This window comes from Halomonas sp. PGE1, from assembly GCF_013000985.1.
Taxonomy (GTDB): Bacteria; Pseudomonadota; Gammaproteobacteria; order Pseudomonadales; family Halomonadaceae; genus Halomonas; species Halomonas alkalicola.
In genome coordinates this window covers 3,575,296-3,596,952 of record NZ_CP053032.1, presented here as the reverse complement: position 1 = coordinate 3,596,952, position 21,657 = coordinate 3,575,296, and the positions used below count along the sequence as shown (strand labels likewise).

Below are 21,657 nucleotides of genomic sequence, written 5' to 3'. Positions count from 1 at the left end.
TCACCCGGCCCCCCGACCCTGGCCGTCCCGGGGGGTGTGCCGTATCCGGCGGTGCAGCAGCACCAGCCCCGCGGCCTGCAGGCATACCAGGCCGACCAGCAGCGGGGCGAAGGCGCCGGTGCCGGCCCGCTCCAGCAGCGGGCCGGTCAGCGACGGCACCGCCATGGCCCCGCCGCCGGCCGCCAGGAAGACCAGCCCGGTGGTGCGCCCGCTCATGGTCATCAGCTGGTTGGCCAGTCCGAACAGGGTCGGGAAGATGGCCGAACTGGCCAGCCCGAAGAGCAGCGCCACGCCCGACAGCGGCAGCCAGCCGAACTGCAGGGCGAGGCCGGCCAGCAGCGCCAGCCCCAGGCAGAGCCACAGGACCCGCCACGGGGTGGTGCGGCGCAGGAGCGGGATGGCCAGCAGGCGCCCGGCGGAGAGGGTGACCCAGAACAGCGTCACCAGCAGCGCCGCGCGGCCGGGCGGCGTGCCAGCCAGGGTGGCATAGGCGGTGATCCAGCCGGCGAAGGTCACCTCCATGCCCACATAGAGCGCGAACAGCAGCAGGAAGAGGGCGAGCCGCCAGGGATCCGGTGCGGGCCGCTGGGCACCCGTGCCGGGCCGTGGCGCCGGTGGCGCCGGGCTTTGCTGCCGGGCCAGCGGGGCGATCAGCAGCAGGGCATAGAGCGCCACCGCCCAGAAGGCCAGGTGGAAGAGGCCGGTCACGGCCAGCGCCGCCACCAGCAGCAGCGGCACCAGCATGTTGCCGAGCGCGAAGCAGAAGTGCAGGGCGCTGATCCAGGGCGGCGAGGCCGGGCCATGGGTCCATAGCAGTAGGGTATTGGCCCCGGCGTTGATCGAGACCTCGCTGAAGCCGAGCAGGAAGACCACCGCCGTGAGCATTGCCAGCGCCTGGCTGAACGGCACGGCGACCAGGCCCAGCGCCATCAGCCCGAGCATGACGATGAGCACGCGATGACCGGGGAAGCGGTCCACCAGGGCGCCCGAGACCACCGAGCCGAGCATGTTGCCCAGGGCCCGGGCCGTGAACAGGATGGCGATCTGGCCCATGGTGGCGCCGGTCATCTCGGCCAGATGGGGCAGCGCCGGCCCCAGCAGACCGCCGCTCATGCCGATGGCCACGAAGGCCGCAAAGTAGCTGTAGGTGGTTCGGCGTGCGCGCTCGGCGGCAGGTGCCGTCATCTCCGCTCCCCCTCAGCCGCGCTGAGCCTCGGCCTGCCGTTCGGCCTCCTCCGCGTCGGCGGCCCGCCGGGCCTGGGCATCCAGCCGCTGCCAGACGCCTTCGCGCTGGGCCGCATCCATTCTCGACCAGCGGGCGATCTCGTCCAGAGTGCGGTGGCAGCCCAGGCAGAGGTCGCCCGCCGGCCGACAGACCTTGATGCACGGGGACTCGGGGCGCGTCGGGAGTCCTGCTTCGCGCTCGCTCATTCGCTCACCTTCCCGCGCAGCGCCTTGGTCCTGCCCTTGCGAGTCTTGGCGTCGACCCGCTTGCGCTTGGCGGCGCGGGTCGGCTTGGTGGGCTTGCGCACCCGACGCTGCTTCACCGCCTCGCGGATCAGCTCGCGCAGGCGCTCGAGGGCATCCTCGCGGTTCTGCTCCTGGGTGCGAAAGCGCTGGGCCTTGATCACCACCACGCCCTCCTGGGTGATGCGCTGGTCGCCCAGCGCCAGCAGCCGCTCCTTGTAGAAGGGCGGCAGGCTGGAGCGGCGGATATCGAAGCGCAGGTGGATAGCGGAGGCCACCTTGTTGACGTTCTGGCCACCGGCGCCCTGGGCGCGGATCGCATTGAGCTCGATCTCCCAGTCGGCCAGTTCCACGGAGTTGGAGATGCGCAGCATGGGGCTCCTGCTGGTGTTGGCAATCGGCGAGGGGGGGGCGGGTCAGCGCGGCGGGCGCAGCGGCTCGAGCAGCTCGCCCAGCCCGTTGTGGTCGATCTCGTGCATCAGCGCCAGCAGGGCGCCGAGCCGGCCGGGCGGGAAGCCTTCCCGGGCGAACCAGGCCAGGTAGGGCCCCGGCAGGTCGGCGATCACCCGGCCAGCGTACTTGCCGTAGGGCATGCGCAGGGTGACCAGCGTCTTCAGGTCCTCGGGTCTCATTCGCCTACCTCCATGCCTGTCCTTCGCCGTCGTCCTGTGACCCAACGGCTCTGGCGCAACACTCTAGGGGGATTCGGCCCGTTCCGCCAGGGTCGGCACGCAACGCAGCAGGGCCCGCCGAAGCGGGCCCTGCTGTCGAACCCCGGAGGGTTCGAGGCATCACATGACCGTTAAGATCAGGCGATGGCTTTGATGTTTGACGCCTGAAGGCCTTTCTTGCCCTGGGTCACGTCAAAGGAGACGCTCTGACCTTCCTGCAGGGACTTGAAGCCATCGGACTGAATTTCGGAGAAATGAGCAAAGACATCATCGCTGCCGTCGGACGGAGAGATAAAGCCAAAACCCTTGGAATCGTTGAACCACTTGACTGTGCCGGTAGCCATGATAAGCATCCTTTTCGCGCTGAGCGCCTTGCGATATTCCTGGTGTTACCCAGATGAAGTAGCGGGTAGAACAAGGGAGACAATATCAGGCTGCCGAAAGAATTCGAATGCTGCTGAAACCATGCTGCTTGCCGACCAACTGACGCCACAGTGTCATGTATCCCGGTACGGGTCAAAGCCTTTCACCTTTTATTTTCGATAGCCGTCGCCTGTCAATAGGTGGCAATTTTTCCGGCGCGCGATAAAAGTGATGCGATTCAACCGACAGGGACAGATTGCCAGCGTGGAAACTCCGCTGGCGCCCGTGACGGGATTGGGCCAGCTTTAAGGCAAGGGCGGAGAGTGCCGGCGAACGATGGGGGAGGAAACATGTGGAAAGCCTATGACGAACTGGCCTGGACCGAGGCATGGCTCGAGGATCCCAGGGGCGTCGAGGAGGAAGTCGCCACCTACCGCCGCCTGCTCGAGGAGCACGCCCACCGCCCGGTGCGCGAGGTGCTGCACCTGGGCTGCGGCGCCGGTGCCCACGACCGCGCCCTGAAGCGCCACTTCCGGATGACCGGGGTGGACCTCAACGACGCCATGCTGCGGCTGGCCCGGCGCACCAACCCCGAGGTGGAGTACCACCAGGGCGACATGCGCAGCGTGCGGCTGGGGCGCCAGTTCGATGCCGTGGTGATTCCCGACAGCATCGACTACATGGCCAGCCGCGAGGAGCTCACCCTCGCCTTCACCACCGCCCGGGAGCACCTGCTCCCCGGCGGCGCGCTGCTGGTGGTGGCCAAGCCCAGGGAGCTCTTCCACGACAACAACTTCGCCTATACCGGCGAGCGTGACGGCATCCACATCACGGTGCTGGAGAACAACTACGTGCGCCCCCCGGGCGACGAGCAGTACGAGGCCACTCTGGTCTACCTGATCCGCCAGGGGGGCGAGCTCGACGTCCAGGTGGACCATCACCGGCTGGGGCTCTTCACCCAGGCGACCTGGGAGCACGCCTTCCGCGAGCAGGAGCTAAACCTGCACCAGCAGGACCTGGAGGGCATCTACGAGCCCTTCATGATCGCCGAGGGGGAGTACCCCATGCGGGTCTTCATCGGTGTCGTGCCCGGTGGCGGGGAGGCCGAAGCCTGAGCCGACCGCTGGCGCCCCCTCCAGCGAGTCTCGGCGTCACCGGCCCCGGTTGCGCCACCTCGCGCCTGCTGGGTTATGCTGGGTAACATCCTTAGCCGACTAGCGAACGAGGCCCCATGAACCCCACCATCGAGCTGCTGAAATCCCACCGCTCCATTCGCAAGTTCACCGACCAGCCGGTCTCCCGGGAGCTGCTGGAGGAGCTGATCCGCGCCGGCCAGGGGGCGGCCACCTCCAGCCACGTGCAGGCCTACACGGTCATCCACGTGAAGAACCCGAGGAACCGCGAGCTGATCGCCGAGCTGGCCGGCGGCCAGTCCTACGTGGCCAGCTGCGGCGCCTTCCTGGTCTTCTGCGCCGACATGAAGCGGCCCACCGACGCCGCCGAGCGCACCGGCGCCCGGGTGATCCGCGGCATGACCGAGCAGCTGCTGGTGGCCAGCGTGGACACCGCCCTGATGGCCCAGAACGTGGCCATCGCCGCGGAATCCGAGGGGCTGGGCATCTGCTATATCGGCGGGGTGCGCAACAATCCCCAGGAGATCAGCGACCTGCTGGGCCTGCCCGACCACGTCTACCCGGTGTTCGGCATGTGCCTGGGCTACCCTGCCCACCAGCCGGATATCAAGCCGCGCCTGCCGGTGGAGGCGATCCTCAAGGAGGACACCTACGGCGACGACCGCGAGCTGGTGGCGGCCTTCGACGAGACCATGCACGCCTACTACCAGTCGCGGAAGGGCGGCAACAAGCAGAGCAACTGGTCGCAGAACCTCACCCCGCTTTTCGACACCAAGCTGCGCCCCCATATGCGCGATTTCCTGATCAAGCGTGGCTTCGAGATGAAGTGATGACGCCTCGGCCATGAATCCGAATGGCGCCCAAAGAAAACCCCCTCCCGGCGGGGAGGGGGTAGTTACACAAGCGGTTTGCAGGGGGTAATCAGTCGTCGTTGGCGGCCAGGGGGCGGTTCTCGCCGGTGCGAACCTCGTCCCAGGCCTGTTCCAGGGTGTAACCCTGGCGGGCATCGACCGTGTCGATAACCTCAACCGCGTTCTGCAGGGACTCACCACTGCCCTTGAGGGCGACCACCAGCTTGGCAAGATCGAGCTTGCTGAAGGTGTTGGCGATAAGGTCGGCTTGCTGGCTAAGTTGGATGCAGTTCATTTTTCAATCCTCATCAAGGTCATCATTACCCCGGGGGAAATCCCGTTTTGGGGTTGCCATCTCCGATGGCGTTCTGGTGCCTTGGCTACTCATGCCGGGCCGGGTAAGTGCCCCATGCTGCAACCGCGACAGGTCTGCAAGCTTTCCAAGACCTTTGCTTCTGGCGCCTGGATCAGAAATTACTTGGCGCTCAGGTTGTAGCCGGGATCAGGTCAGTGAATCGGGGTAGCGACCCTCTGTCCTGATCCATGACTCCACTATGGGTCAGGGCAACCACTCCCACAACGCGCCATTAGCCGCACAGGGGGTTGTAGTATGACTACACGGAGAGCCAGGGAGCTCGAGGAAGGTAACGTGACTACGAGGAGGGGAAGGAATGCCGCCAAAATGGCGAGAAATAAGCCCGATGGAACGGCTTCCAGCGGGCGAAAATCTACAGCCTAATCGCGACCCGCACCACTCGACTTTCGGTGAGGAGGAGACATGGAAACGCTGTTGAATGCCGGTACAGAGGTGACCGGGGCGGCACTGGCCGCCATCGCCCATATGCCGACCGCCAGCCTGCCGGTGCTGATGGATGACGATTTCGCCCGGCGGCTCTCCGATGCCGACCTGATGCGCATCGCGGTGCTGCTGGCGCAGAAGAGCCATGACGAGGGCGGCTGCCCGATCGGGGCGGTGATCATCGACAACGCCACCCGGCGCATCGTCGGCAAGGGGCACAACACCCTGGTGCAGGAGAATCACCCCTACAACCACGGCGAGACCTCGGCCATGCGCGATGCCGGCCGCCTCGACTTCGGTAGGGCGACGCTCTTCACCTCGCTGAGCCCCTGCCAGGTATGCGCCACGCTGCTCTACATGCGCGGCGTCTCGCGGGTGGTGGTGGGCGATGTCACCAACGCCTCGGGCACCGAGGCCCTGCTGCGGGAGAAGGGCGTACAGGTGGAGATCCTCGAGGATCCGCGCGGCATCGAGCTCTACGCCCGCTTCCGCGCTGGCAATCCCGAGCTCGACCTGGAGGACTGGAAGGGGGTGAGTGCCACCCAGCGGCCGTGATATCGCCCCGGCCCCCGGGTTCAGCATAGCGCCAGCGCTTCCAGCGCTTCCAGCGCTTCCAGCACTTCGGCCAGCGCCTGGCGCTCCTGTCTGGGCAGCAGGGGGTGGCACTGGCTCGAAAAAAGGCCACGGCGCAGGCTCGGCATAGCGCACCCCACCCTCGCTTGACCGATGAGCCGAATAGCTTGAAAATACGGCTCAAATAATGAGCCGAATAGTCGACCTTGCGGCTCATGCCGGCATACAGGTGCCCCCGATGGACGAGACCTCCACAACGCCGACCTGGGTCTGGCAGCAGCCTGGCTGGCCAGAGTTCGATTGGCGGGCTGCCGTGGTTCAGCCGCGCCTTCAGGAGGCGTGGCGTACGCTCGGCATCCTGCTGGGCAGAGCCGGTTCCCTTCCCCCCGGCAATGACCCGGCAGTGATGCTGGATACCCTGTTGCAGAACATCATCACCTCCTCGGCCATCGAAGGGGAGCGCCTCGATGCGGCGTCGGTGCGCTCCTCGCTGGCGCGGCGGCTGGGTGTGGAGGACGCCGTGAGTGCCGTGTCGCCGCGTTCGGAGGGAATGGCCGAGATGATGATGGACGCCATCGGCCTTGCCGACACGGTGCTGACCCGCGAGCGGCTGTTCCAGTGGCACCGCTGGCTGTTTCCCGATGCCGAGGCATCGCTGGTCAGGCTGCGAGTGGGCCAGTGGCGAGGCGAGGAGCCGATGCAGGTGGTCTCCGGGCGCATCGACAGGCCCAGGGTCCACTTCGAGGCGCCGCCTCGCCGGGTGCTGGAGGACGAGATGGCCACGTTCCTGACATGGTTCGAAGAGAGCCGCCACGACCCCACCCTGGATCCCCTGCTGCGCGCCGGCATCGCCCATTTCTGGTTCGTCACCCTGCACCCCTTCGAGGACGGCAACGGCCGCCTGGCGCGTGCCATTTCCGATCGTGCCCTGGCCCAGGCCGACCGACAGACCATTCGGCTCTATGCCATGTCGGCTGCGATCCTTGCCGAACGCCAGGCGTATTACCGGGTGCTCGAAGCCTGCCAGCGGGGCACCACCGATCTCACCGACTGGCTGGCCTGGTTTCTCGACACCCTGCTACAGACCTTGACGGGGGTGTTGGCCGATATCGATCGAACCCTGTCCAGGACGCGCTTCTGGCAGCGTTTCGCCGATGCCGGTCTGCTACCCGAGCAGATCAAGGTGCTCAACCGGCTGCTGGATGGCGGCGAGCGGGGCTTCGAGAATGGCATCAGTGCCGCCCAGTACCAGAAGGTCGCCAAGGTGAGCAAGGCCACGGCGACCCGACACCTGGCGGACCTGCTGGCCAAGGGCTGTCTCGTGAAGCTGCCGGGAGGAGGGCGCAGCACCCGCTATCGGGTCGCCCTGCCGCCATGCCCCCGGTGATGCCTGACCCCGACCTGGCCCCGCGGCTGCGCACGCTGCTCGAGCAGCTGCCCGATGACGCCGTGCCCATCACCTACCAGCAGGCCGCCGAGGCGCTGGGCCTGGCGCCACCGCGCACCATCCAGCGCGTCGCTCTGGCGCTGGAGACGCTGATGCGCGAGGACGTCGCCGCCGGCCGCCCGCTGATCGCCGCTCTGGTGGTCAGCCGCCGTGGCGACCTGCCCCGGCCGGGCTTCTTCGAGCTGGCGGTGGCCCTCGAGCGCTTTCCCTCCGAGCCGGCCCACCACGAGGCGGCCTATCGCCAGGAGCTGGCGCGGGTCATGGCGCTGCGCCCCCGAACGGCAGGGTAGGGTAACGGCCCCCGGCCCATCCTGACTCCGCTGCCGGCGACATCACTGGTAGCGCTGCTGCCAGCCCTTGACCGCGATCTGCTCCTTGAGCACCTCCAGCATGTCCACCAGCACCTGCTCGGTGACCTGTTCGGTGTGGGGATCGGTGCGCAGCCAGGCATCGAAGCCGCTCTCGGCCAGGTGCTCCACCAGGGCGGAGAATTCCGCCGACTGCAGCCCCTCCAGGGCCTCGTTGACCAGGCGGCAGGCCAGGTCGGAGAGCGAGGCCTCGAGCCCCCGGCTCAGCTGGCTGCCCAGCGGCAGCCGCGCCAGCCGCTGCAGCTCCGGGCTTTCCGCCAGGGTGCGGCCGACCAGGCCGCGCACGTAGCGCAGGGTGTCGTCGCGGTTGTGGGCGTAGGCGCTGCCGGGCATGGCCTCCAGCCGCTGGCTGATCTCGTGGATCAGCGCCTTCTGGCGGGGCCGCACCACCCGTTCCACCACCCGGGTGGAGAGCGAGTCGCCGGAGCGCAACTGGGCCTGGACGTTGTCGAGCATGCGGATGGCGATGCGGTCGGTGAGCTCCTCCAGCAGGATGTCGTAGTACTTGGCGACCACCCCGTAGAGGTACCAGCGACGCACGTCGATCAGCCCCAGCCGGTGCAGCCGATGCACCAACGAGACGACGCGCAGGATGCGCAGCAGCCGGAAGCCGCCCACCGGGATGCAGCCGAGCACGTCGTACCAGTGCACGAAGGGATAGAAGAACCAGCGGTGATAGCGCCGCTCCGCGATGGCCACCGCCCAGCCCAGCAGCACGTCGAGCACGAACACTGCCACGAAGGCCAGGTCGATGGCGATGAAGCGGGCGTGGACATGCTGGTCGTAGGCGGCGTGCAGCCCGGGCGCGGCGGCCTCGAAGGCGGCGTTCAGCGGTGCGAGCAGGAAGAGGCTGTCGAACAGCAGCAGGGTCAGGTTGGCGATCACCAGCAGGATGATCAGCAGGTCCCACACCAGGTGGAACCGCTCCAGGGCGGGGCTGAGGGATCGTTCGCGGGTGGCAGGCATGGCACCTCCTTGAGCACTGTGCCGCTATCTCCCCTCCCAGCCTAGACGCTGGGCCCGCGGGCCACAGCCCCGTGGTTCACCCTGAGCCCCCGGGTCACTCTTTCAGCCACCCCTTCAGCCGCCGGCCGGCAGCGACAGCAGCAGCGGCGTGCCGGCCAGGCCCTGCTCCAGGCGGGTGGCGAGGATCTCCAGGATGCCGTCATGCTCCCCCGCCAGCCGGGTGGGGGTGACGCGCAGCCCCGGGGAGTGCGCCATGGCCTGTTCGCAGATCTCCGCGATGTCGCCGCCCTCGCCGGCGTGGCGCCCCGGGGAGAGAAACAGCATGGCCAGTATCACCTCGCTGCCGGCCATGGCCTCGGCGGCCAGCAGGTCCTCCAGCAGCGGCTCGTTGAAGCGGTAGGCATCGCCGTCACGCCGCTCCATGGAGGCGAAGGTGACACACTCCGCCTCCTCGCTCAGCAGCACGCTGAGCTGGCCGGCCAGGTAGTTGCGCACCGCCGTGACCTCGGGGATCGGACTGCCGTGGTCGACCAGCACCACCCTGGGCCGCGATTTCCCGTTCATCTGCTCGCGCACGTTGTCGGCCAGCAGCCTTGCCAGGCGCAGGTCCAACGGGGCCTGGCTATCCACCAGCGGCAGCGCCACCTTCACGGAGAGCCGCGGATGGTGCGCCTGCACCTCTGCCAGGCGCTCCGGCAGGTAGCGGGTCAGCGCCTGGCTGGGCCCGAAGAAGAAGGGCAGGATCACGAGCTCGGTCACGCCCTGCTCCGCCAGCTGCTCGGCCCGCGGCCCCAGCGACACCGCCTTCTCCCCGTCGAGCTCCTCGGCCGGGATCTTGTAGGAGTGCAGCAGGGAGGCGGCCTCGATCTCCTGGCCGGTGGCCTCGCCGAGGGCCCGGGCCAGGCGGCGCAGGTTGAGGGTGGCCTGGGCCCGCAGGGAGCCGTTGTCGACGAGCAGGATCTTTCGCATGGAGGCCTCTGGCTGACTTGGATGGGCTGAGTGGATTAGCTGGCACGGATCACGAAACGCACGGCGGCGCCCACGGCGCCAGGGGCCATGACACTACCGGGCGGAGGGGTGGTCAAGCGGCATGACGAACGGGCGCCCGCCATGGGCGCCCGCAGCAAGGGGAGGGCAAGGCAACCGCCGGCTACTTGAAGCGGTCGCGGGCCTTCTCGAAGGAGTCGCTGAAGGATTTCCAGGCGCGCTCGGCGCCGTCCCGCAGGTCGTCCCAGGCGTCGTCGCCGGCCTCGCGCAGCTCCTTGAGCTTGTGGCGCATCTCCTCGCGCTTGGCCTCGAGGCGCTCGGCCTCCTTCTCCCGCTCGATGCGTGCATCGGCCTCGGCGCCCCTGGCCTTGGCCCGCAGCTTGTCGATCTCGGCCTGCCACTCGTCCAGCTTCGCGCGCAGCTTCTGCTCGTAGGCTTCCCTGTTGCTCATATGGACGCTCCTTTCCTGATGGGGGTGAAACCTCCAAGACCTGCCGCCTGGCGGCAGGGCCTCTCCTTCAGGGTGGCAAGCCCGGCGGGCGGCCGCAAGGGCGCATGCCACCGGCACGCGGTGCGTGGTGCCCGCTCCTCGATGGCCTCAGGGCGTCAGCAGGCCCGCGGCGAGCGCCTCGCCGAGGCGGTCGACGGCGGCGGCCAGCTTCTCGTCGATGACGTGCAGGTACTCCGTCCAGTCGTCGACGTGGTGCAGCTCCGCCTTGCCGTCCGAGATGCCGCGCAGCGCCACCAGCGGCACCTGAAAGCGTGTGCAGGCGCGCAGGCAGGCGTAGCTCTCCATGTCGACCATCTCGGCGGCGATGGCGTCATAGGCCGCGCCGGAGACGATATTGGCGCCGGTGGAGAGCGTGGCCTCGCGAATGCCGGGAATCCGCAGCGGCAGCGACAGGGTCGCCGGCAGTTCGAGGAAGGGGGTGACGCCCTTCTCGAAGCCCAGCGCGGTGGCGTCCATGTCGCGATAGGCGACGGAGCTCGCCTGGTAGACCTCGGTCTGCTCGAGCATCCGGCTGCCGGCGGAGCCCAGCGACACCACCAGCGCCGGCAGGCGGCCCTGCCCAGCCAGGGCGGCCAGGGCCGCGGTGAGCTCCACCGCCGCCTCCACCGGGCCGACGCCGGTCATCAGCGGGGTGAAGCGCTGCCGCAGGTGCGGGCCGTACTCGGCCTCGGCGGCCATCACGAAGAGCACATCGTGGCCGCCCAGCCGCACCGGCTGGGGCAGGTTGCCGCCGTCTGGGCGGTGGGAAGAGGGGGAAGGTGTCATGGGGTGGGTATGCCTCATGTGGAATGCCTGGGCCCAGTGTACTGCGCCGAAGGGAGCAGTGTGCCTCTGGCCCGATACGGCCAAGATGGCGGAAAACCAGCGGGGAGGAACGCCGATGCATACCGGAAGCTGTCTGTGCGGGAAGGTGGGGTACGAGTACCACGGCGAGATCGACGCGATCTCCATGTGCCACTGCAAGCAGTGCCAGAAGGCCCAGGGCACGGCCTTCGTCGCCGTGGCGCCGATCCGCTCGGCGGATTTTCATCTCACCCGGGGCGAGGCGCACCTGAAGGAGTACTGCGCCACGCCGGGCAAGGTGCGGGTGTTCTGCGCCGAGTGCGGAAGCCCCCTCTACAGCGCCCGCGACGACCTGCCCGAGGCCAAGCGGCTGCGCCTGGGCACCCTGGACACGCCGATCGCGCCCGGCAGGCGCGTCCACGCCTGGGTCTCCTCCCGGGCCGAGTGGTTCGAGCTCGCCGACGACCTGCCGAAGTTCACCGAATTCGCCCGCTGACGCCACCCCCATGACGGTTGCCGAGGCCGCCTGGCTGCTTCACGCTGGGCCAAGGTGCCGACACCCGATGGCCCCCCAGGGGCGGCCATCGGGCGTCCGGCCACGCTGACGACCTCGACCACCGAGCAGGACCGGCGGAGGCAGGATCATGAGACTTTCGAGCACGGGGTTCGCGGTCCTGGGGGCCGCGCTGATCGCCATCAGCTTCGGCCTCGCCCGTTTCGCCTTCGGGCTCTTCGTCCCCCCGATTCGCGAGGAGCTGGGCCTCGGCTCCTCCGTGATCGGCATCATCGGCGCCCTGCCGCTGATCAGCTTCCTGCTGGCCACCGCGGTCGCCCCCCTCGTCACTCGTCGCCTCGGTTCCCGCTACACGGCGGTGCTCTCCGGGGGCTTCGGCCTCGCCGGGCTTTCGCTGATCAGCCGGGCCTCGGACCCGCTGATGCTGGGCGCGGGGGTGTTCGCCTGCGGGATCTGCACCGGCCTGATGATGCCTGCGCTGACGGCGGCCATGCAGGCCGTGGTCAAGCGCTCGCTGCACGGGCGCGTCAGCTCGGTAATGAACGCCGGCACCAGCATCGGCGTGATCGTGGCCGTGCCCACGGTGCTGTTCCTGGCCGGCGCCTGGCGCCACGCCTACCTCTCCTTCGCTATCCTCGCCGGCCTCGGGGTGATCGCGGCCTGGCTCCTGCTGCCCTCGGTCTCGCGGATCGTGCCGGCAAACGCGGCGGACCCGCCGCCCCTCAACGAGCTGCCCTGGTCGCGCCTGGTCCGGCTCACGCTCTTCGCCTTCCTGATGGGCTTCGTCTCCGCCGCCTACTGGATCTTCGCGCCCGACCTGGTGGTGACCCTCGGCGGCCTGCCATCGAGCGCCACGGCCTGGCTGTGGCTCGCGGTGGGGGTTGCCGGCCTCGGCGGCGCCGTGGTGGCCGACCTGGCCGATCGCAACAACCCGCCCATCACCCAGGCGCTGATGCTGATGATGCTCTCGGCGAGCCTCGCCCTGCTGGCCGCGAGCCCCGACCAGCCGCTGCTCACCGCCTTCTCCGCGCTGGTCTTCGGCCTGGCCTACATGAGCCTGACGGGGCTCTACCTGATGACCGGCATCCGCCTTTTGCCCGGCCGGCTTTCCGTGGGGCCGGTGCTGCCCTTCATGGCGGTATCGCTCGGCCAGGCGGCCGGCTCGCCGGTGGTCGGGAGTCTGGTGGACGGCTTCGGCTACGCCGACGCCTTCGCCATGTTCGCCGCGCTGGGCATCCTGGTGGCCATCCTCTCGCCCTTCTACCCGGGCGCCATCGCCCAGGCGGAGGAGGAAGAGGCCGCCGAGGAGGAGAGCGGCCTGCAGGCGGCTTACGACAGCCAGCTCCTGGACGAGCAGGGCGAGCCGCTGGAGGACCCCCTCGAGGAGGAGGAAGAAGAGCAGCCCGCCGCCGGATCGTGAGCCACGCCCTGGCGTGGTGCCCTTGTCGGCAAGACGTTCGTCGTAGGAAATCTGCCGTCGGCGAGGGCTGTCAGGACTGTTACGATACGTAATGAAGTATTAGAAAAACGCACAGGGAACGATCATGGACGATGCCCCAGAGCCGCGCATCACGCTGCACCCGCACTCCCGCCGGGTGCGGGTTGTCATCGATGGCACCGTCCTGGCCGATACCACCCGCGCCATCGAGCTGCGCGAACGCGGCTACCCGCCCCGGCAGTACCTCCCCCGCGACGACGTACGCATGGACCTGCTGACCCCCTCCGACACCCTGACCCACTGCCCCTTCAAGGGCGATGCCTCGTACTTCTCCTTTGGCGAGCACAGGGATGTGGCATGGAGTTATGAGCGGCCGAAGGAGAGGATGGAGGCGATTGAGGGGAGGGTGGTGTTTTATGGCGACTATCGAGTGCCCGAGGAATGAGCGTCTGTCTCCGATTTCTGCTTGTGGATGGACTACTATCTGATATGACTTTCGGTCACTCTCAAAAAGCCACCGGCCAGCTAGGAGGTAAACCATGGAAGCAGTCTGGATACTGTTAGGTGCAGTGGCAGTCACTATTATAGTCCTCTGGGCAAGAGGTAAGGCTGCTGGGGCTCCTGAGCCCAGCAGCCTTAGCAACGCTGCTCTAGACGCCCGCATTAACTCTGAGATGAAGTGGCTACAGCGATACGACTCTCTTCCTTTGTCTCATCAGCAAGGAAAGCTCAAAGAACAGCACGATGAAAAAAACGTTTACTTGCAGAAGCTCTTCATGGAGAGAAAGCAGCGCATGGAGCTTGTCCAAACTAAGATGCGTGCAGAATCTGAGTTCGCAGATAGAGTCAGGGTGGAGCAGGACGTGCTCGCTGAAATGGCTGATGTAGAGCCGGAAAGAATAATTTCTCGGATTAATGAACTTGTTAGCGAAGGGACGCCGCAAGATGAGGCAAAGCGTAAGGCACTCTCTGAGTCACAAGCCCGTGTAAAAGAACGCATCGAGGAGCGAATCTCGTCGCTTTAGACAGTCGTAGGTCGTCTGATCCCGGCTTATCCAGGGAGCCAGTGGGGGGCGCGGGTGAGTCTGATATCGACCAGCTCCCGAGTCAGGATTGGCCTTGGTGACTCACCACGACCCGGTTTCTGCCGCTGTGCTTGCCGGCGTACAGGGCCTGGTCGGCCTGGTGGATCAGGGCGTCCAGGTCGGTTGCCTCGTCGAGCACCCCGGCGATGCCGATGGTGACGGTGAGGCGGTGCTCGGGCATGGCCTCCATCACCGCAAGCTCGCTGACCTTCTGCTGCAGCCGTTCGGCCACCATCTGCGCCTCCTTCGGGTGAGTATCCGGCAGGGCGACGATGAACTCCTCGCCGCCGAAGCGCCCGATCACGTCCTGGGGCCGGAGGGAGTGCTTGCAGGTCTCCGCGATCGCCTGGAGCACCGAGTCGCCCTGGCGGTGCCCTCAGGTATCGTTGATGGCCTTGAAGTGGTCCACGTCGATCATGAAGAGGCTGAAGGGCGACCCGTCGAACTGCGCACGCTGCAGCAGCTCCCGGGCGCGCTCCATGAAGTGGCCGCGAGAGTCCAGGCCCGTCAGTACATCCTGTTCGGCGACACTGCGCAGCTGGGCTTCCAGCGACTTGCGGTGGGCGATCTCCTCGACCAGCTGGCGGTTATGCACGCGCTCCTCCTGCAGCAGCGCGAACTGCCTGCGCTGCAGCTTTTCCAGGCGCAGCAGGGCGAAGAATCCCACGGCGTTGGTCAGGACCAGCAGCAGCAGGATGCGCAGCGCGATCACGGCGGGAATGTCGGCCACCGTTACCGCCGCGGTCAGGAAACCCAGGTTCATGAAGAGGCTGGCGATTGCCACCACGGGCAGCAGGTTGGGGATCAGCAGGTAGAACGCCATGGTGGCCACCACCACCGCGGTGACCTGGGTGGGAAGGCTCTCGGGGCGCAGGGGGACGATCAGGATGATGGCCGTCGCCAGTATCCAGAGGGGCAGGGCGTGCAGCCAGGGCCTGAGGGAATAGTCGCCGAGGCGGCCGATCACGAAGGCCAGCACCAGGCAGGAGACCACCACCACCAGGCGCATGGCGAGCAGCAGATAGAGTGCCGTGCTCACGCCGACGAAGTGGTAGTCGGAAATGGCGAACATGCCGAAGACCAGGGCTGCCACGATCAGCGTCACGAAGGCCTCGCGTCGAACTCGGGGGGCGATGTCCTGGCGATACATCGCTTCCCTGTCCGGGTCATGAAACTGGCCGGTCAGCCGGTGCAGCGGGTATCGTGCGGAGGGTGATGACAAGGCACGGCTCTCCCGGTCTTGTGGTTATCCAAGGCGTGATCGAGGCAGCGTTCGCGGTGCTGCCGGACCGATGCAATATAAGCGTTTCAAGATGGCGGTAACACAGGCGGATTCCACGTTTCATCCGGCTCCCAATCCACTCACCCGCATCACCCGACGCTCCACCGCATCCAGCAGCTGGCCTCGCCCGGTCTCGACCAGGGTGAGCCAGTGCCTGGCCCGGGTGATGCCGGTGTAGACCAGCTCCCGGGTGAGGATCGGGTTGGGGGCGTCGGGGAGCAGCAGGGCGGTGTGGGTGAACTCCGAGCCCTGGGACTTGTGCACCGTCATCGCAAATACCGTCTCCACCGCCTGCAGGCGGCTGGGCAGCACCCACTTGATGCGCCCGCTGCCATCGCCTGCCGGGAAGGCGACACGCAGCGCCGGGCCGCGGCCCTCGCCCGTGGGCTGGGGCAGCGCCAGGGTGATGCCGATATCGCCGTTCATCAGCCCCAGCCCGTAGTCGTTGCGGGTGACCAGCACCGGGCGGCCGGGATACCAGAGCCGGCGGCCGTCGCCGCTGTCGATCAGCCCTTCCTTCTCCAGCGCGGCGCGGATGCGCTCGTTCAACCCCTCCACGCCCCAGGGGCCGCGGCGCAGGGCGCAGAGCAGCTGGAACTGGCCGTGGGCGGCCAGCACCTGTCGGGCCCAGTCGTCCAGCGCCTCGCGGGCGATCTCGCCGTCCGGGCCTGGCTCCGGCGCCGCGCTTCGCATCACTTCCAGATAGTGGCGATAGCCCACCGGGGGCGGCAGGACCTTGCCGTTTACCACGCGGTCCTCGCCGGCGCTCTTTCCTCGATCAGGAAAGCCCGCGGCGTGGCCCGAGACCACCAGCCGCTCCAGGCCGCGATCCCTGTCCGTTTCCAGCTTGAGGTGTGAGAGGTCGGCGTAGCCATGACCAAGCACCTCGCGGATGGCGGCGCGCTTCTCGCGGCCCGCCGCGTCGCGGTTCACCGCCTCGGCCAGCCGGCCGATGCCGCTGGCCGCGTCGAAGCGGTGGCTTACGCGAAGCATGGCGATGGCCTGGTCCAGAGGGGCGCCCGCGGGGTCGATCATCTCGGGGGGCAGTGCCTGGCCGGTGGCCTCAGCAAGCCAGTCGGCGGTCTCGGGGGTGTAGTGGCCGCCCTCGGCCCGGGCGCAGAGGTCGCCCAGCACCGAGCCGGCCTCCACGGAGGCGAGCTGGTCCTTGTCGCCCAGCAGCACCAGGCGGGCGCGGGGCGGCAGGGCGTCGAGGAGGGCGGCCATCATCTCCACGTCGACCATGGAGGCCTCGTCCACCACCAGCACATCCAGGGGCAGCGGGTGGCGGGCGTTATGGCGGAAGTGGCGGGTGTCGGGGCGCGAGCCCAGCAGGCGGTGGAGGGTGGTTACGTCGGTAGGAATAGCGCGGCGGAGCGGCTCGGTATCGCCGTCGCCACTCTCGAGTAGTGGAGCAAGCGCCGTCAGGTCGAGCCCCGAGACCTGCCCGGCGATGGATTCGTTGAGGCGTGCGGCGGCCTTGCCGGTGGGGGCGGCCAGGCGGATGCGCAGCGCTCGGCGGCCTTCGCCCAGCGCCAGGGTTTGCAGCAGGGCGAGCAGCTTGACCACGGTGGTGGTCTTGCCGGTGCCGGGGCCGCCGGTGATCACCGCGAAGGGGGAGCGGGCGGCCAGGGCGCAGGCGGCCTTCTGCCAGTCCAGAGTGGGGCTTGCGGGGAAGAGGGCGGTGAGGGCCTGGCCGAGGGTAGTGGTGTCCGCCGGGCGCCTATCGGCGCCTTCGCTCGGCGGAGCCGAGCTCCCACCAGACTCCGCAGGGCTCCCGTTTGAGTAGCCTCTGCTGGCGCCATCCTCTTCGCTCGGCGGAGCCGAGCTCCCACCAGACTCCGCAGGGCTCCCGTTGGAGTAGCCTCTGCTGGCGCCATCCTCTTTGCCCGGCAGAGCCGAGCTCCCACCCGTTTCCGTAGGGCTCCCGGTGCTCTCGCCAAGGCGGGCGGCGATATGCTGCCGGATCGAGCGCTCGTGGTGCCAGTAGCGGCGCAGGTAGAGCCGGGTGGCGTCGAGCACCAGCGGGGTGCTGCCGGGGCCGTGGCCGACGATCAGCGGGTGATCGAGGCTGGCCTGCCAGTCGGCGAGGGTGAGCTCACCGAGCAGGGCGCTGGGCAGCGGGGGCGGGTCCTCCAGGCTGTCGCCCTCCGGGGGCAGCGAGAGGGCGAGGTCCGGCTCGGCCAGGGTGCGCTCCAGGTCCAGGCAGACGTGGCCGCGGCCGAGCTGGTGGCTGGCCAGCGCCGCGGCCAGCAGCAGCGGGGCGGGGGCGTCCGGTACCTCGCGGGACAGAAAGGCGGCGAAGGCGCGGTCCAGGGCGCGCAGCCAGCCGCGGGCCACCCAGCGGTCGAGCAGCACGAAGAGCGCCGCGCTGTTGTGCAGGGCCTCGGCGCCGGCGGCCTCGTTGGGGGTGGTCTCGGCGGTGGGTGAGTGGTCACTCATGGCTTTGTCTCCAGCGCTCATGGCTGCTCCTCCGGGGTGGCATCGGCATCGCGGAACAGGGCGTCGAGCGCCTCGATCAGCGCCCGGGGCGGGCGCTCGCGGTGCACGCCGCGGGAGGGGGCGTGCTGGCCACGCAGGAAGACGTAGAGCGCGCCGCCCAGGTGGCGGTCGATGTCGTAGCCGGGCAACCGCGCCTTCAGCAGGCGGTGCAGGGCCAGCAGGTAGAGGCAGTACTGCAGGTCGTAGCGCTTCTCGCGCACCGCCTCCGCCATGGCCGCCTCGCTGTAGGCCTCGTCGTCGCGGCCCAGGTAGTTGGACTTCCAGTCCAGCACGTAGAAGCGCCCCTCGTGTTCCACCACCAGGTCGATGAAGCCCTTGAGCATGCCGTTGAGCCGGTCGCGCTCAAGCGCCGGGCGCTCGGCGCCGCCCAGTGTGTGAGCGCTTACGAGGGCGTCCAGTCGGGTGGTGTCGACCCGGTGGGCAGCGAACCAGAACTCCAGCTCCACCTGATAGTGAGCGCTCTCCAACCGGTCCAGCCGCAGCGGCGACACCGGCCCCTCGGGGGCGTTCGGCACCGGCAGCTCGCAGGCCAGCAGCCCCCGCAGCCAGGCCTGCAGCGCCGGGATGCGTTCGCGCCAGCCGCGCAGGTTGGCGCGCCGCGCCAGGGTGTCGTTCAGGCGCTCGGGCTCCGCGGCCAGTCGGGCGAAGCCCTCGGCACCGGCCCATTCCAGCAGGCCGTGCAGGAAGGTGCCCGCCGCCGGGCCGCGGGGGAAGCGGTGAAGCGAGGCATCACTCACCGGCAGCGGCACGCTGGCCGGGTCGCTGGGCTCGTCGCGCATCTCCCGGGCGGTGGCTTCCAGAGCCGTCTCGGGTTCTTCCAGAAGAGCGTGTTCTTCCTCCCCACCGCCGATTCTCTCGCCACCGATGCTTTCACCCCCCATGCGCAGCGCCGAGTAGCTGGCGATCCACCAGTGCTCCCGGGCGCGGCGGGCCGGGGTGAGCGCCTCGCGCAGGGCCTCGTCGTTCGCCTCGCTGGGCACCATCTGGTCATTCGGCTCCGGCGCCGGCTCGACCTTGAGCTCCGTCTCCGCCGCGCCCTGGGCGAGGGGGAAGAGGGCCTCGAGCAGGCCGTCCGTCGAGGGTGACGAGAGCGGTGCCCCGGCGGTGAGCACCTGGCCGATGGCGCTGCGCTCGAACCCCTTGAGCGGGGCGATGCCCAGCCAGGTGGCGTGGCGGGCGCGGGTCAGGGCCACGTAGAGCTTGCGCAGGTCCTCACCCAGGCGCTCGTCGTCGGCGCGGGCCAGCACGGTCTCGTCGGGTTCCAGCGAGAGGTGGCGGCGGCCCGCCGCGTCGTGCCATGTGAGCGGCAGGTCGGTGGCCTTCTTCTCGCGGAAGGCGCAGATGAAGGGCAGGAAGACCAGCGGGTACTCCAGCCCCTTGGACTTGTGGATGGTGATCACCTGCACCAGGTCGGCATCGCTCTCCAGGCGCAGGCGGTGCGTGTCGGCCTGCTGGGGCGGGTGGGCGCGGGCCTCGCTCAAGTGGCGCAGCAGGGCGTGCTCGCCGTCGAGCTCGGCGCTGGCCTGCTGGAGCAGCTCGCCGAGATGCAGCAGGTCGGTCAGGTGTCGCTCGCCACTAGGGCTCCTGAGCAGCCGGGTGGGCACGGCGAAGTCGGCCAGCAGCCGATGCAGCATGGGCAGCACCCCCTGGCGCTGCCACTGCCGGTGGTAGCCCCGGAACTGCAGCACGCGCGCCTCCCAGGCCAGCTCGTCGTGCTGCAGGGCGTCGAGCTCGGCGAGCGAGAGCCCGATGCTGGGCATGGCCAGGGCGGCGTGCAGGCGCCGCTCGCTGTCGGGCTCGGCGCAGGCGGCCAGCCACACCTCGAGCTCCAGGGCGGCCGGGGTCTCGAAGACCCCCTCCTTGTCGGAGAGGTAGACGCTGCGGATACCGCGCTCGAGCAGCGCACCGCGGATCGCCTTCGCCTCGTTGCCGTTGTTGACCAGTACGGCGAGGTCCGATGGCTTCAGTGCCCGGAAGGGCTCGCCGGGCGCGCCGAAGCCGGTGCGCCCGGCCTGGCCCTCGCGCAGGAGCTCGGCCATCCGGGTGGCGCAGCGCGCGGCCATCTCCTGGAAGTAGACGCCCTTGCTCATGCCCTTCTCGGCATCGTCGCCCTGTGCCGCGAGGTGCCCGCCCTTCAAGTACCAGAGCGTCATGGCGGGCAGCGGCTCGCCGTCGCGGGTCAGGGCATCCTTGCGGCCTTTGGCCGACACCGGCAGGAAGGGCACGGGGTTGTCCCCCTCGGGGGAGCGAAACAGGAAGGCGCCGCGGCCGGTGGGGTGGGCCTCGGCGAAGCGGAACACCCGGTTGACCGCCTCCACCATGGCGGTGGAGGAGCGGAAGTTGGTGCCGAGCGTGACGTGGCGCCCGGCGGTGTCGCGGCGCGCCTGCAGGTAGGTGTGGATATCCGCGCCGCGGAAGGCGTAGATCGCCTGCTTGGGGTCGCCGATCAGCAGGACGGCACCGGGGTTGTCGGGGTCGGGGGCCTCGGCCAGGCGGTAGACGTGGTCGAAGAGCCGGTACTGCACCGGGTCGGTGTCCTGGAACTCGTCCACCAGGGCCACCGGGAACTGGCGGCGCACGTGTTCGGCCAGCGCCCCGCCGGCGGGGCCGGCGAAGGCGCGGTCGAGGCGCTCGAGCAGGTCGTCGGGGCCGAGCTCGGCGCGGCGCTGCTGCACCCGGCTGCGCCGTTCGCTCATCCAGCGCACGGCGTGGGCCAGCAGGTCGGCATGGGCGCTGGGCAGGGCCTCGAGTTGCCCGGGCAGCGCGGCCAGGGCGTGCAGGGCCGGGTGGTCCAGCGGCTCACCCTGCTTCCAGATCTCGGCGATGCCCTCGGGCGTCAGGCGCTTCCAGGCGGCGTCGGTGAGCGCGGGGGTGGCGAGCTCTGGGTCCTGGGCCCAGTCGCGCAGGGCGCCCAGCCAGCTCGCACGGCTGCGGCTGTTGAGGCTGCGCTGGTCATAGGCCTTGGCGGCGGCGGCGCTCTCCAGGGCGTCTGATAGTTCCTCCAGCCAGGCGAGCCAGGGCGCCTTGAGCTCGGCGAGCACCCGGGTGCGCTCGGCCTGCATGCTGGCCAGCGCCCCGGCGGGGGGCGGGGCGTCGGGCAGCAGCTCGGCGTCGCCCTGCAGGCGGCGGACGTCCTCGGCCAGGGCGTCGGGGGTCTCCCAGTAGCGGGTGACCACCGCCAGGGCCTCGGCGTCCAGGGCGTAGTAGAAGCTGCGCCAGTAGTCCCGGGCCACCTCCAGCTCGAGCTCCGACTGGTCGAGGTTCATCTCGAGCGAGAAGAGGCTGCCGCTCTCGAAGGCGTGCTCGCGCAGCATGCGGTGGCACCAGGAGTGGATGGTGGAGACCGCGGCCTCGTCCATCCACTCGGCGGCCAGCTGCAGACGGCGGGCGCAGGCGGGCCAGCGCTCGCGGGGGTAGCTGTCACGCAGGGCGAGTAGCGGGTCGCCGCCCGGCGTATTGCCGTGCGACTTGTCCACCGCCTCTGAGTTATCCACCGGTGGTTCTGCGAAGAGGTCTCCCGTGAGTCCATCGCCTGAGCTGGTAGAGTCGGGGGCAGGCCGAAGAGGAGGTCCTACGCCAGGGATGGCGTCGGTAGCGCCCAGGGAAGGGTTCACAGCGCCTCCTCGTAGGCCTGCCCCCGACGATCCGTCTCCATTCTTTGATGCCAGAAACGCCTCGGCGGCCTCCACCAGCCGGGCGCGGATGCGGTCGCGCAGCTCCCGGGTGGCGGCGTTGGTGAAGGTCACCACCAGGATCTCCGGCGGCGTGAGGGCGCGGGGGAAGCTCTCGGCGTCGACCTCGTCCCGGGGGCCCAGCACCAGGCGCACGTAGAGCAGGGCGATGGTGAAGGTCTTGCCGGTGCCGGCGCTGGCCTCGATCAGCCGGCTGCCGGTGAGCGGCAGCCGGATCGGGTCCAGGGT

At 68.9% G+C, this 21,657-nt stretch carries 22 protein-coding genes and 1 pseudogene; 9 read left to right on the top strand and 14 right to left on the bottom strand.

What is annotated here, in order from left to right; all coding sequences use genetic code 11:
• From HIR79_RS16845 to HIR79_RS16825, 5 genes are all read right to left on the bottom strand, one after another.
• On the bottom strand, positions 1 to 1,185 hold the full coding sequence (locus HIR79_RS16845) for an MFS transporter (protein ID WP_169959234.1): 1,185 nt from the start codon (positions 1,183 to 1,185) through the stop codon (positions 1 to 3).
• A 12-nt stretch (positions 1,186 to 1,197) separates the two neighbouring features.
• Positions 1,198 to 1,431 (bottom strand): DUF1289 domain-containing protein, encoded by a 234-nt coding sequence (locus HIR79_RS16840; protein ID WP_169959233.1) that lies wholly within the window; start codon positions 1,429 to 1,431, stop codon positions 1,198 to 1,200.
• A complete protein-coding gene (gene arfB / locus HIR79_RS16835; RefSeq protein WP_169959232.1) occupies positions 1,428 to 1,841 on the bottom strand; it encodes an alternative ribosome rescue aminoacyl-tRNA hydrolase ArfB in 414 nt (137 codons plus the stop codon). Before arfB ends, HIR79_RS16840 begins: the two co-directional genes overlap by 4 nt.
• Positions 1,842 to 1,883: 42 nt before the next feature.
• Positions 1,884 to 2,099, bottom strand: coding sequence for a DUF3820 family protein (locus HIR79_RS16830; RefSeq protein WP_110070228.1), 216 nt, complete (start codon positions 2,097 to 2,099; stop codon positions 1,884 to 1,886).
• A 176-nt stretch (positions 2,100 to 2,275) separates the two neighbouring features.
• Positions 2,276 to 2,482, bottom strand: a complete 207-nt coding sequence (locus tag HIR79_RS16825; protein WP_169959231.1) for a cold-shock protein — start codon at positions 2,480 to 2,482, stop codon at positions 2,276 to 2,278.
• Positions 2,483 to 2,851: 369 nt separating this feature from the next.
• Here HIR79_RS16825 and HIR79_RS16820 point away from each other — a divergent pair, with 369 nt between their 5' ends.
• Positions 2,852 to 3,616, top strand: coding sequence for a class I SAM-dependent methyltransferase (locus HIR79_RS16820; RefSeq protein WP_169959230.1), 765 nt, complete (start codon positions 2,852 to 2,854; stop codon positions 3,614 to 3,616).
• 116 nt (positions 3,617 to 3,732) lie between these two features.
• Entirely contained in the window at positions 3,733 to 4,464 is a 732-nt protein-coding gene (nfsA, locus tag HIR79_RS16815) for an oxygen-insensitive NADPH nitroreductase (protein ID WP_169959229.1), read from the top strand.
• Between the two features lie 91 nt (positions 4,465 to 4,555).
• Here nfsA and HIR79_RS16810 read toward each other — a convergent pair whose 3' ends face one another.
• Positions 4,556 to 4,780 (bottom strand): hypothetical protein, encoded by a 225-nt coding sequence (locus HIR79_RS16810; RefSeq protein ID WP_110070703.1) that lies wholly within the window; start codon positions 4,778 to 4,780, stop codon positions 4,556 to 4,558.
• Positions 4,781 to 5,263: 483 nt separating this feature from the next.
• Between HIR79_RS16810 and HIR79_RS16805 the strand changes: the two genes are divergently transcribed.
• Entirely contained in the window at positions 5,264 to 5,839 is a 576-nt protein-coding gene (locus HIR79_RS16805; protein WP_169959228.1) for a nucleoside deaminase, read from the top strand.
• A gap of 20 nt (positions 5,840 to 5,859) precedes the next feature.
• Here the strand turns inward: HIR79_RS16805 and HIR79_RS18715 are convergent, their stop codons facing one another.
• The gene (locus HIR79_RS18715; RefSeq protein WP_283241841.1) at positions 5,860 to 5,985 is read right to left on the bottom strand and encodes a hypothetical protein; all 126 of its coding nucleotides are present in this window, start codon (positions 5,983 to 5,985) and stop codon (positions 5,860 to 5,862) included.
• A gap of 110 nt (positions 5,986 to 6,095) precedes the next feature.
• Here HIR79_RS18715 and HIR79_RS16800 point away from each other — a divergent pair, with 110 nt between their 5' ends.
• Complete coding sequence (locus HIR79_RS16800) at positions 6,096 to 7,244, top strand: Fic family protein (RefSeq protein ID WP_169959227.1); 1,149 nt, start codon at positions 6,096 to 6,098, stop codon at positions 7,242 to 7,244.
• A complete protein-coding gene (locus HIR79_RS16795; RefSeq protein ID WP_169959226.1) occupies positions 7,244 to 7,594 on the top strand; it encodes a hypothetical protein in 351 nt (116 codons plus the stop codon). Before HIR79_RS16800 ends, HIR79_RS16795 begins: the two co-directional genes overlap by 1 nt.
• 42 nt (positions 7,595 to 7,636) lie before the next feature.
• Here the strand turns inward: HIR79_RS16795 and HIR79_RS16790 are convergent, their stop codons facing one another.
• The 4 genes from HIR79_RS16790 to HIR79_RS16775 form a co-directional block, all read right to left on the bottom strand.
• Positions 7,637 to 8,638, bottom strand: coding sequence for an ion transporter (locus tag HIR79_RS16790; protein WP_169959225.1), 1,002 nt, complete (start codon positions 8,636 to 8,638; stop codon positions 7,637 to 7,639).
• A gap of 114 nt (positions 8,639 to 8,752) precedes the next feature.
• Positions 8,753 to 9,607, bottom strand: coding sequence for a sirohydrochlorin chelatase (locus HIR79_RS16785; protein ID WP_169959224.1), 855 nt, complete (start codon positions 9,605 to 9,607; stop codon positions 8,753 to 8,755).
• 181 nt (positions 9,608 to 9,788) lie between these two features.
• Positions 9,789 to 10,076, bottom strand: coding sequence for a sll1863 family stress response protein (locus tag HIR79_RS16780; protein WP_110070698.1), 288 nt, complete (start codon positions 10,074 to 10,076; stop codon positions 9,789 to 9,791).
• Positions 10,077 to 10,223: 147 nt separating this feature from the next.
• Positions 10,224 to 10,901 carry a 5'-methylthioadenosine/S-adenosylhomocysteine nucleosidase gene (locus tag HIR79_RS16775; protein WP_249322198.1) on the bottom strand — a complete coding sequence of 226 codons (678 nt, stop codon included), beginning with the start codon at positions 10,899 to 10,901 and terminating at the stop codon, positions 10,224 to 10,226.
• 115 nt (positions 10,902 to 11,016) lie between these two features.
• Between HIR79_RS16775 and HIR79_RS16770 the strand changes: the two genes are divergently transcribed.
• The 4 genes from HIR79_RS16770 (at position 11,017) to HIR79_RS16755 (ending at position 13,896) form a co-directional block, all read left to right on the top strand.
• Positions 11,017 to 11,415, top strand: a complete 399-nt coding sequence (locus tag HIR79_RS16770) for a GFA family protein (protein ID WP_169959222.1) — start codon at positions 11,017 to 11,019, stop codon at positions 11,413 to 11,415.
• Between the two features lie 145 nt (positions 11,416 to 11,560).
• Positions 11,561 to 12,853 (top strand): MFS transporter, encoded by a 1,293-nt coding sequence (locus HIR79_RS16765; protein WP_169959639.1) that lies wholly within the window; start codon positions 11,561 to 11,563, stop codon positions 12,851 to 12,853.
• 124 nt (positions 12,854 to 12,977) lie between these two features.
• A complete protein-coding gene (locus HIR79_RS16760) occupies positions 12,978 to 13,316 on the top strand; it encodes a DUF427 domain-containing protein (RefSeq protein ID WP_169959221.1) in 339 nt (112 codons plus the stop codon).
• 94 nt (positions 13,317 to 13,410) lie between these two features.
• Complete coding sequence (locus HIR79_RS16755) at positions 13,411 to 13,896, top strand: hypothetical protein (protein WP_169959220.1); 486 nt, start codon at positions 13,411 to 13,413, stop codon at positions 13,894 to 13,896.
• Between the two features lie 82 nt (positions 13,897 to 13,978).
• Here the strand turns inward: HIR79_RS16755 and HIR79_RS18710 are convergent.
• The 3 genes and pseudogenes from HIR79_RS18710 to recB all read right to left on the bottom strand — a co-directional run bounded on the left by HIR79_RS18710 (position 13,979) and on the right by recB (position 21,654).
• Positions 13,979 to 14,965, bottom strand: a pseudogene (locus tag HIR79_RS18710) (GGDEF domain-containing protein).
• Positions 14,966 to 15,298: 333 nt separating this feature from the next.
• On the bottom strand, positions 15,299 to 17,677 hold the full coding sequence (gene recD, locus HIR79_RS16745; protein ID WP_169959219.1) for an exodeoxyribonuclease V subunit alpha: 2,379 nt from the start codon (positions 17,675 to 17,677) through the stop codon (positions 15,299 to 15,301).
• 17 nt (positions 17,678 to 17,694) lie between these two features.
• Positions 17,695 to 21,654 carry an exodeoxyribonuclease V subunit beta gene (gene recB, locus HIR79_RS16740; protein WP_169959638.1) on the bottom strand — a complete coding sequence of 1,320 codons (3,960 nt, stop codon included), beginning with the start codon at positions 21,652 to 21,654 and terminating at the stop codon, positions 17,695 to 17,697.
• Positions 21,655 to 21,657 lie beyond the last annotated feature (3 nt).

What these genes read in the sequence shown, in the direction of transcription:
- HIR79_RS16845 (WP_169959234.1), bottom strand. Translation starts at nt 1,185, where the DNA reads ATGACGGCACCTGCCGCCGAGCGCGCACGCCGAACCACCTACAGCTAC.
- HIR79_RS16840 (WP_169959233.1), bottom strand. Translation starts at nt 1,431, where the DNA reads ATGAGCGAGCGCGAAGCAGGACTCCCGACGCGCCCCGAGTCCCCGTGC.
- arfB (WP_169959232.1), bottom strand. Translation starts at nt 1,841, where the DNA reads ATGCTGCGCATCTCCAACTCCGTGGAACTGGCCGACTGGGAGATCGAG.
- HIR79_RS16830 (WP_110070228.1), bottom strand. Translation starts at nt 2,099, where the DNA reads ATGAGACCCGAGGACCTGAAGACGCTGGTCACCCTGCGCATGCCCTAC.
- HIR79_RS16825 (WP_169959231.1), bottom strand. Translation starts at nt 2,482, where the DNA reads ATGGCTACCGGCACAGTCAAGTGGTTCAACGATTCCAAGGGTTTTGGC.
- HIR79_RS16820 (WP_169959230.1), top strand. Translation starts at nt 2,852, where the DNA reads ATGTGGAAAGCCTATGACGAACTGGCCTGGACCGAGGCATGGCTCGAG.
- nfsA (WP_169959229.1), top strand. Translation starts at nt 3,733, where the DNA reads ATGAACCCCACCATCGAGCTGCTGAAATCCCACCGCTCCATTCGCAAG.
- HIR79_RS16810 (WP_110070703.1), bottom strand. Translation starts at nt 4,780, where the DNA reads ATGAACTGCATCCAACTTAGCCAGCAAGCCGACCTTATCGCCAACACC.
- HIR79_RS16805 (WP_169959228.1), top strand. Translation starts at nt 5,264, where the DNA reads ATGGAAACGCTGTTGAATGCCGGTACAGAGGTGACCGGGGCGGCACTG.
- HIR79_RS18715 (WP_283241841.1), bottom strand. Translation starts at nt 5,985, where the DNA reads ATGCCGAGCCTGCGCCGTGGCCTTTTTTCGAGCCAGTGCCACCCCCTG.
- HIR79_RS16800 (WP_169959227.1), top strand. Translation starts at nt 6,096, where the DNA reads ATGGACGAGACCTCCACAACGCCGACCTGGGTCTGGCAGCAGCCTGGC.
- HIR79_RS16795 (WP_169959226.1), top strand. Translation starts at nt 7,244, where the DNA reads ATGCCTGACCCCGACCTGGCCCCGCGGCTGCGCACGCTGCTCGAGCAG.
- HIR79_RS16790 (WP_169959225.1), bottom strand. Translation starts at nt 8,638, where the DNA reads ATGCCTGCCACCCGCGAACGATCCCTCAGCCCCGCCCTGGAGCGGTTC.
- HIR79_RS16785 (WP_169959224.1), bottom strand. Translation starts at nt 9,607, where the DNA reads ATGCGAAAGATCCTGCTCGTCGACAACGGCTCCCTGCGGGCCCAGGCC.
- HIR79_RS16780 (WP_110070698.1), bottom strand. Translation starts at nt 10,076, where the DNA reads ATGAGCAACAGGGAAGCCTACGAGCAGAAGCTGCGCGCGAAGCTGGAC.
- HIR79_RS16775 (WP_249322198.1), bottom strand. Translation starts at nt 10,901, where the DNA reads ATGACACCTTCCCCCTCTTCCCACCGCCCAGACGGCGGCAACCTGCCC.
- HIR79_RS16770 (WP_169959222.1), top strand. Translation starts at nt 11,017, where the DNA reads ATGCATACCGGAAGCTGTCTGTGCGGGAAGGTGGGGTACGAGTACCAC.
- HIR79_RS16760 (WP_169959221.1), top strand. Translation starts at nt 12,978, where the DNA reads ATGGACGATGCCCCAGAGCCGCGCATCACGCTGCACCCGCACTCCCGC.
- HIR79_RS16755 (WP_169959220.1), top strand. Translation starts at nt 13,411, where the DNA reads ATGGAAGCAGTCTGGATACTGTTAGGTGCAGTGGCAGTCACTATTATA.
- recD (WP_169959219.1), bottom strand. Translation starts at nt 17,677, where the DNA reads ATGAGTGACCACTCACCCACCGCCGAGACCACCCCCAACGAGGCCGCC.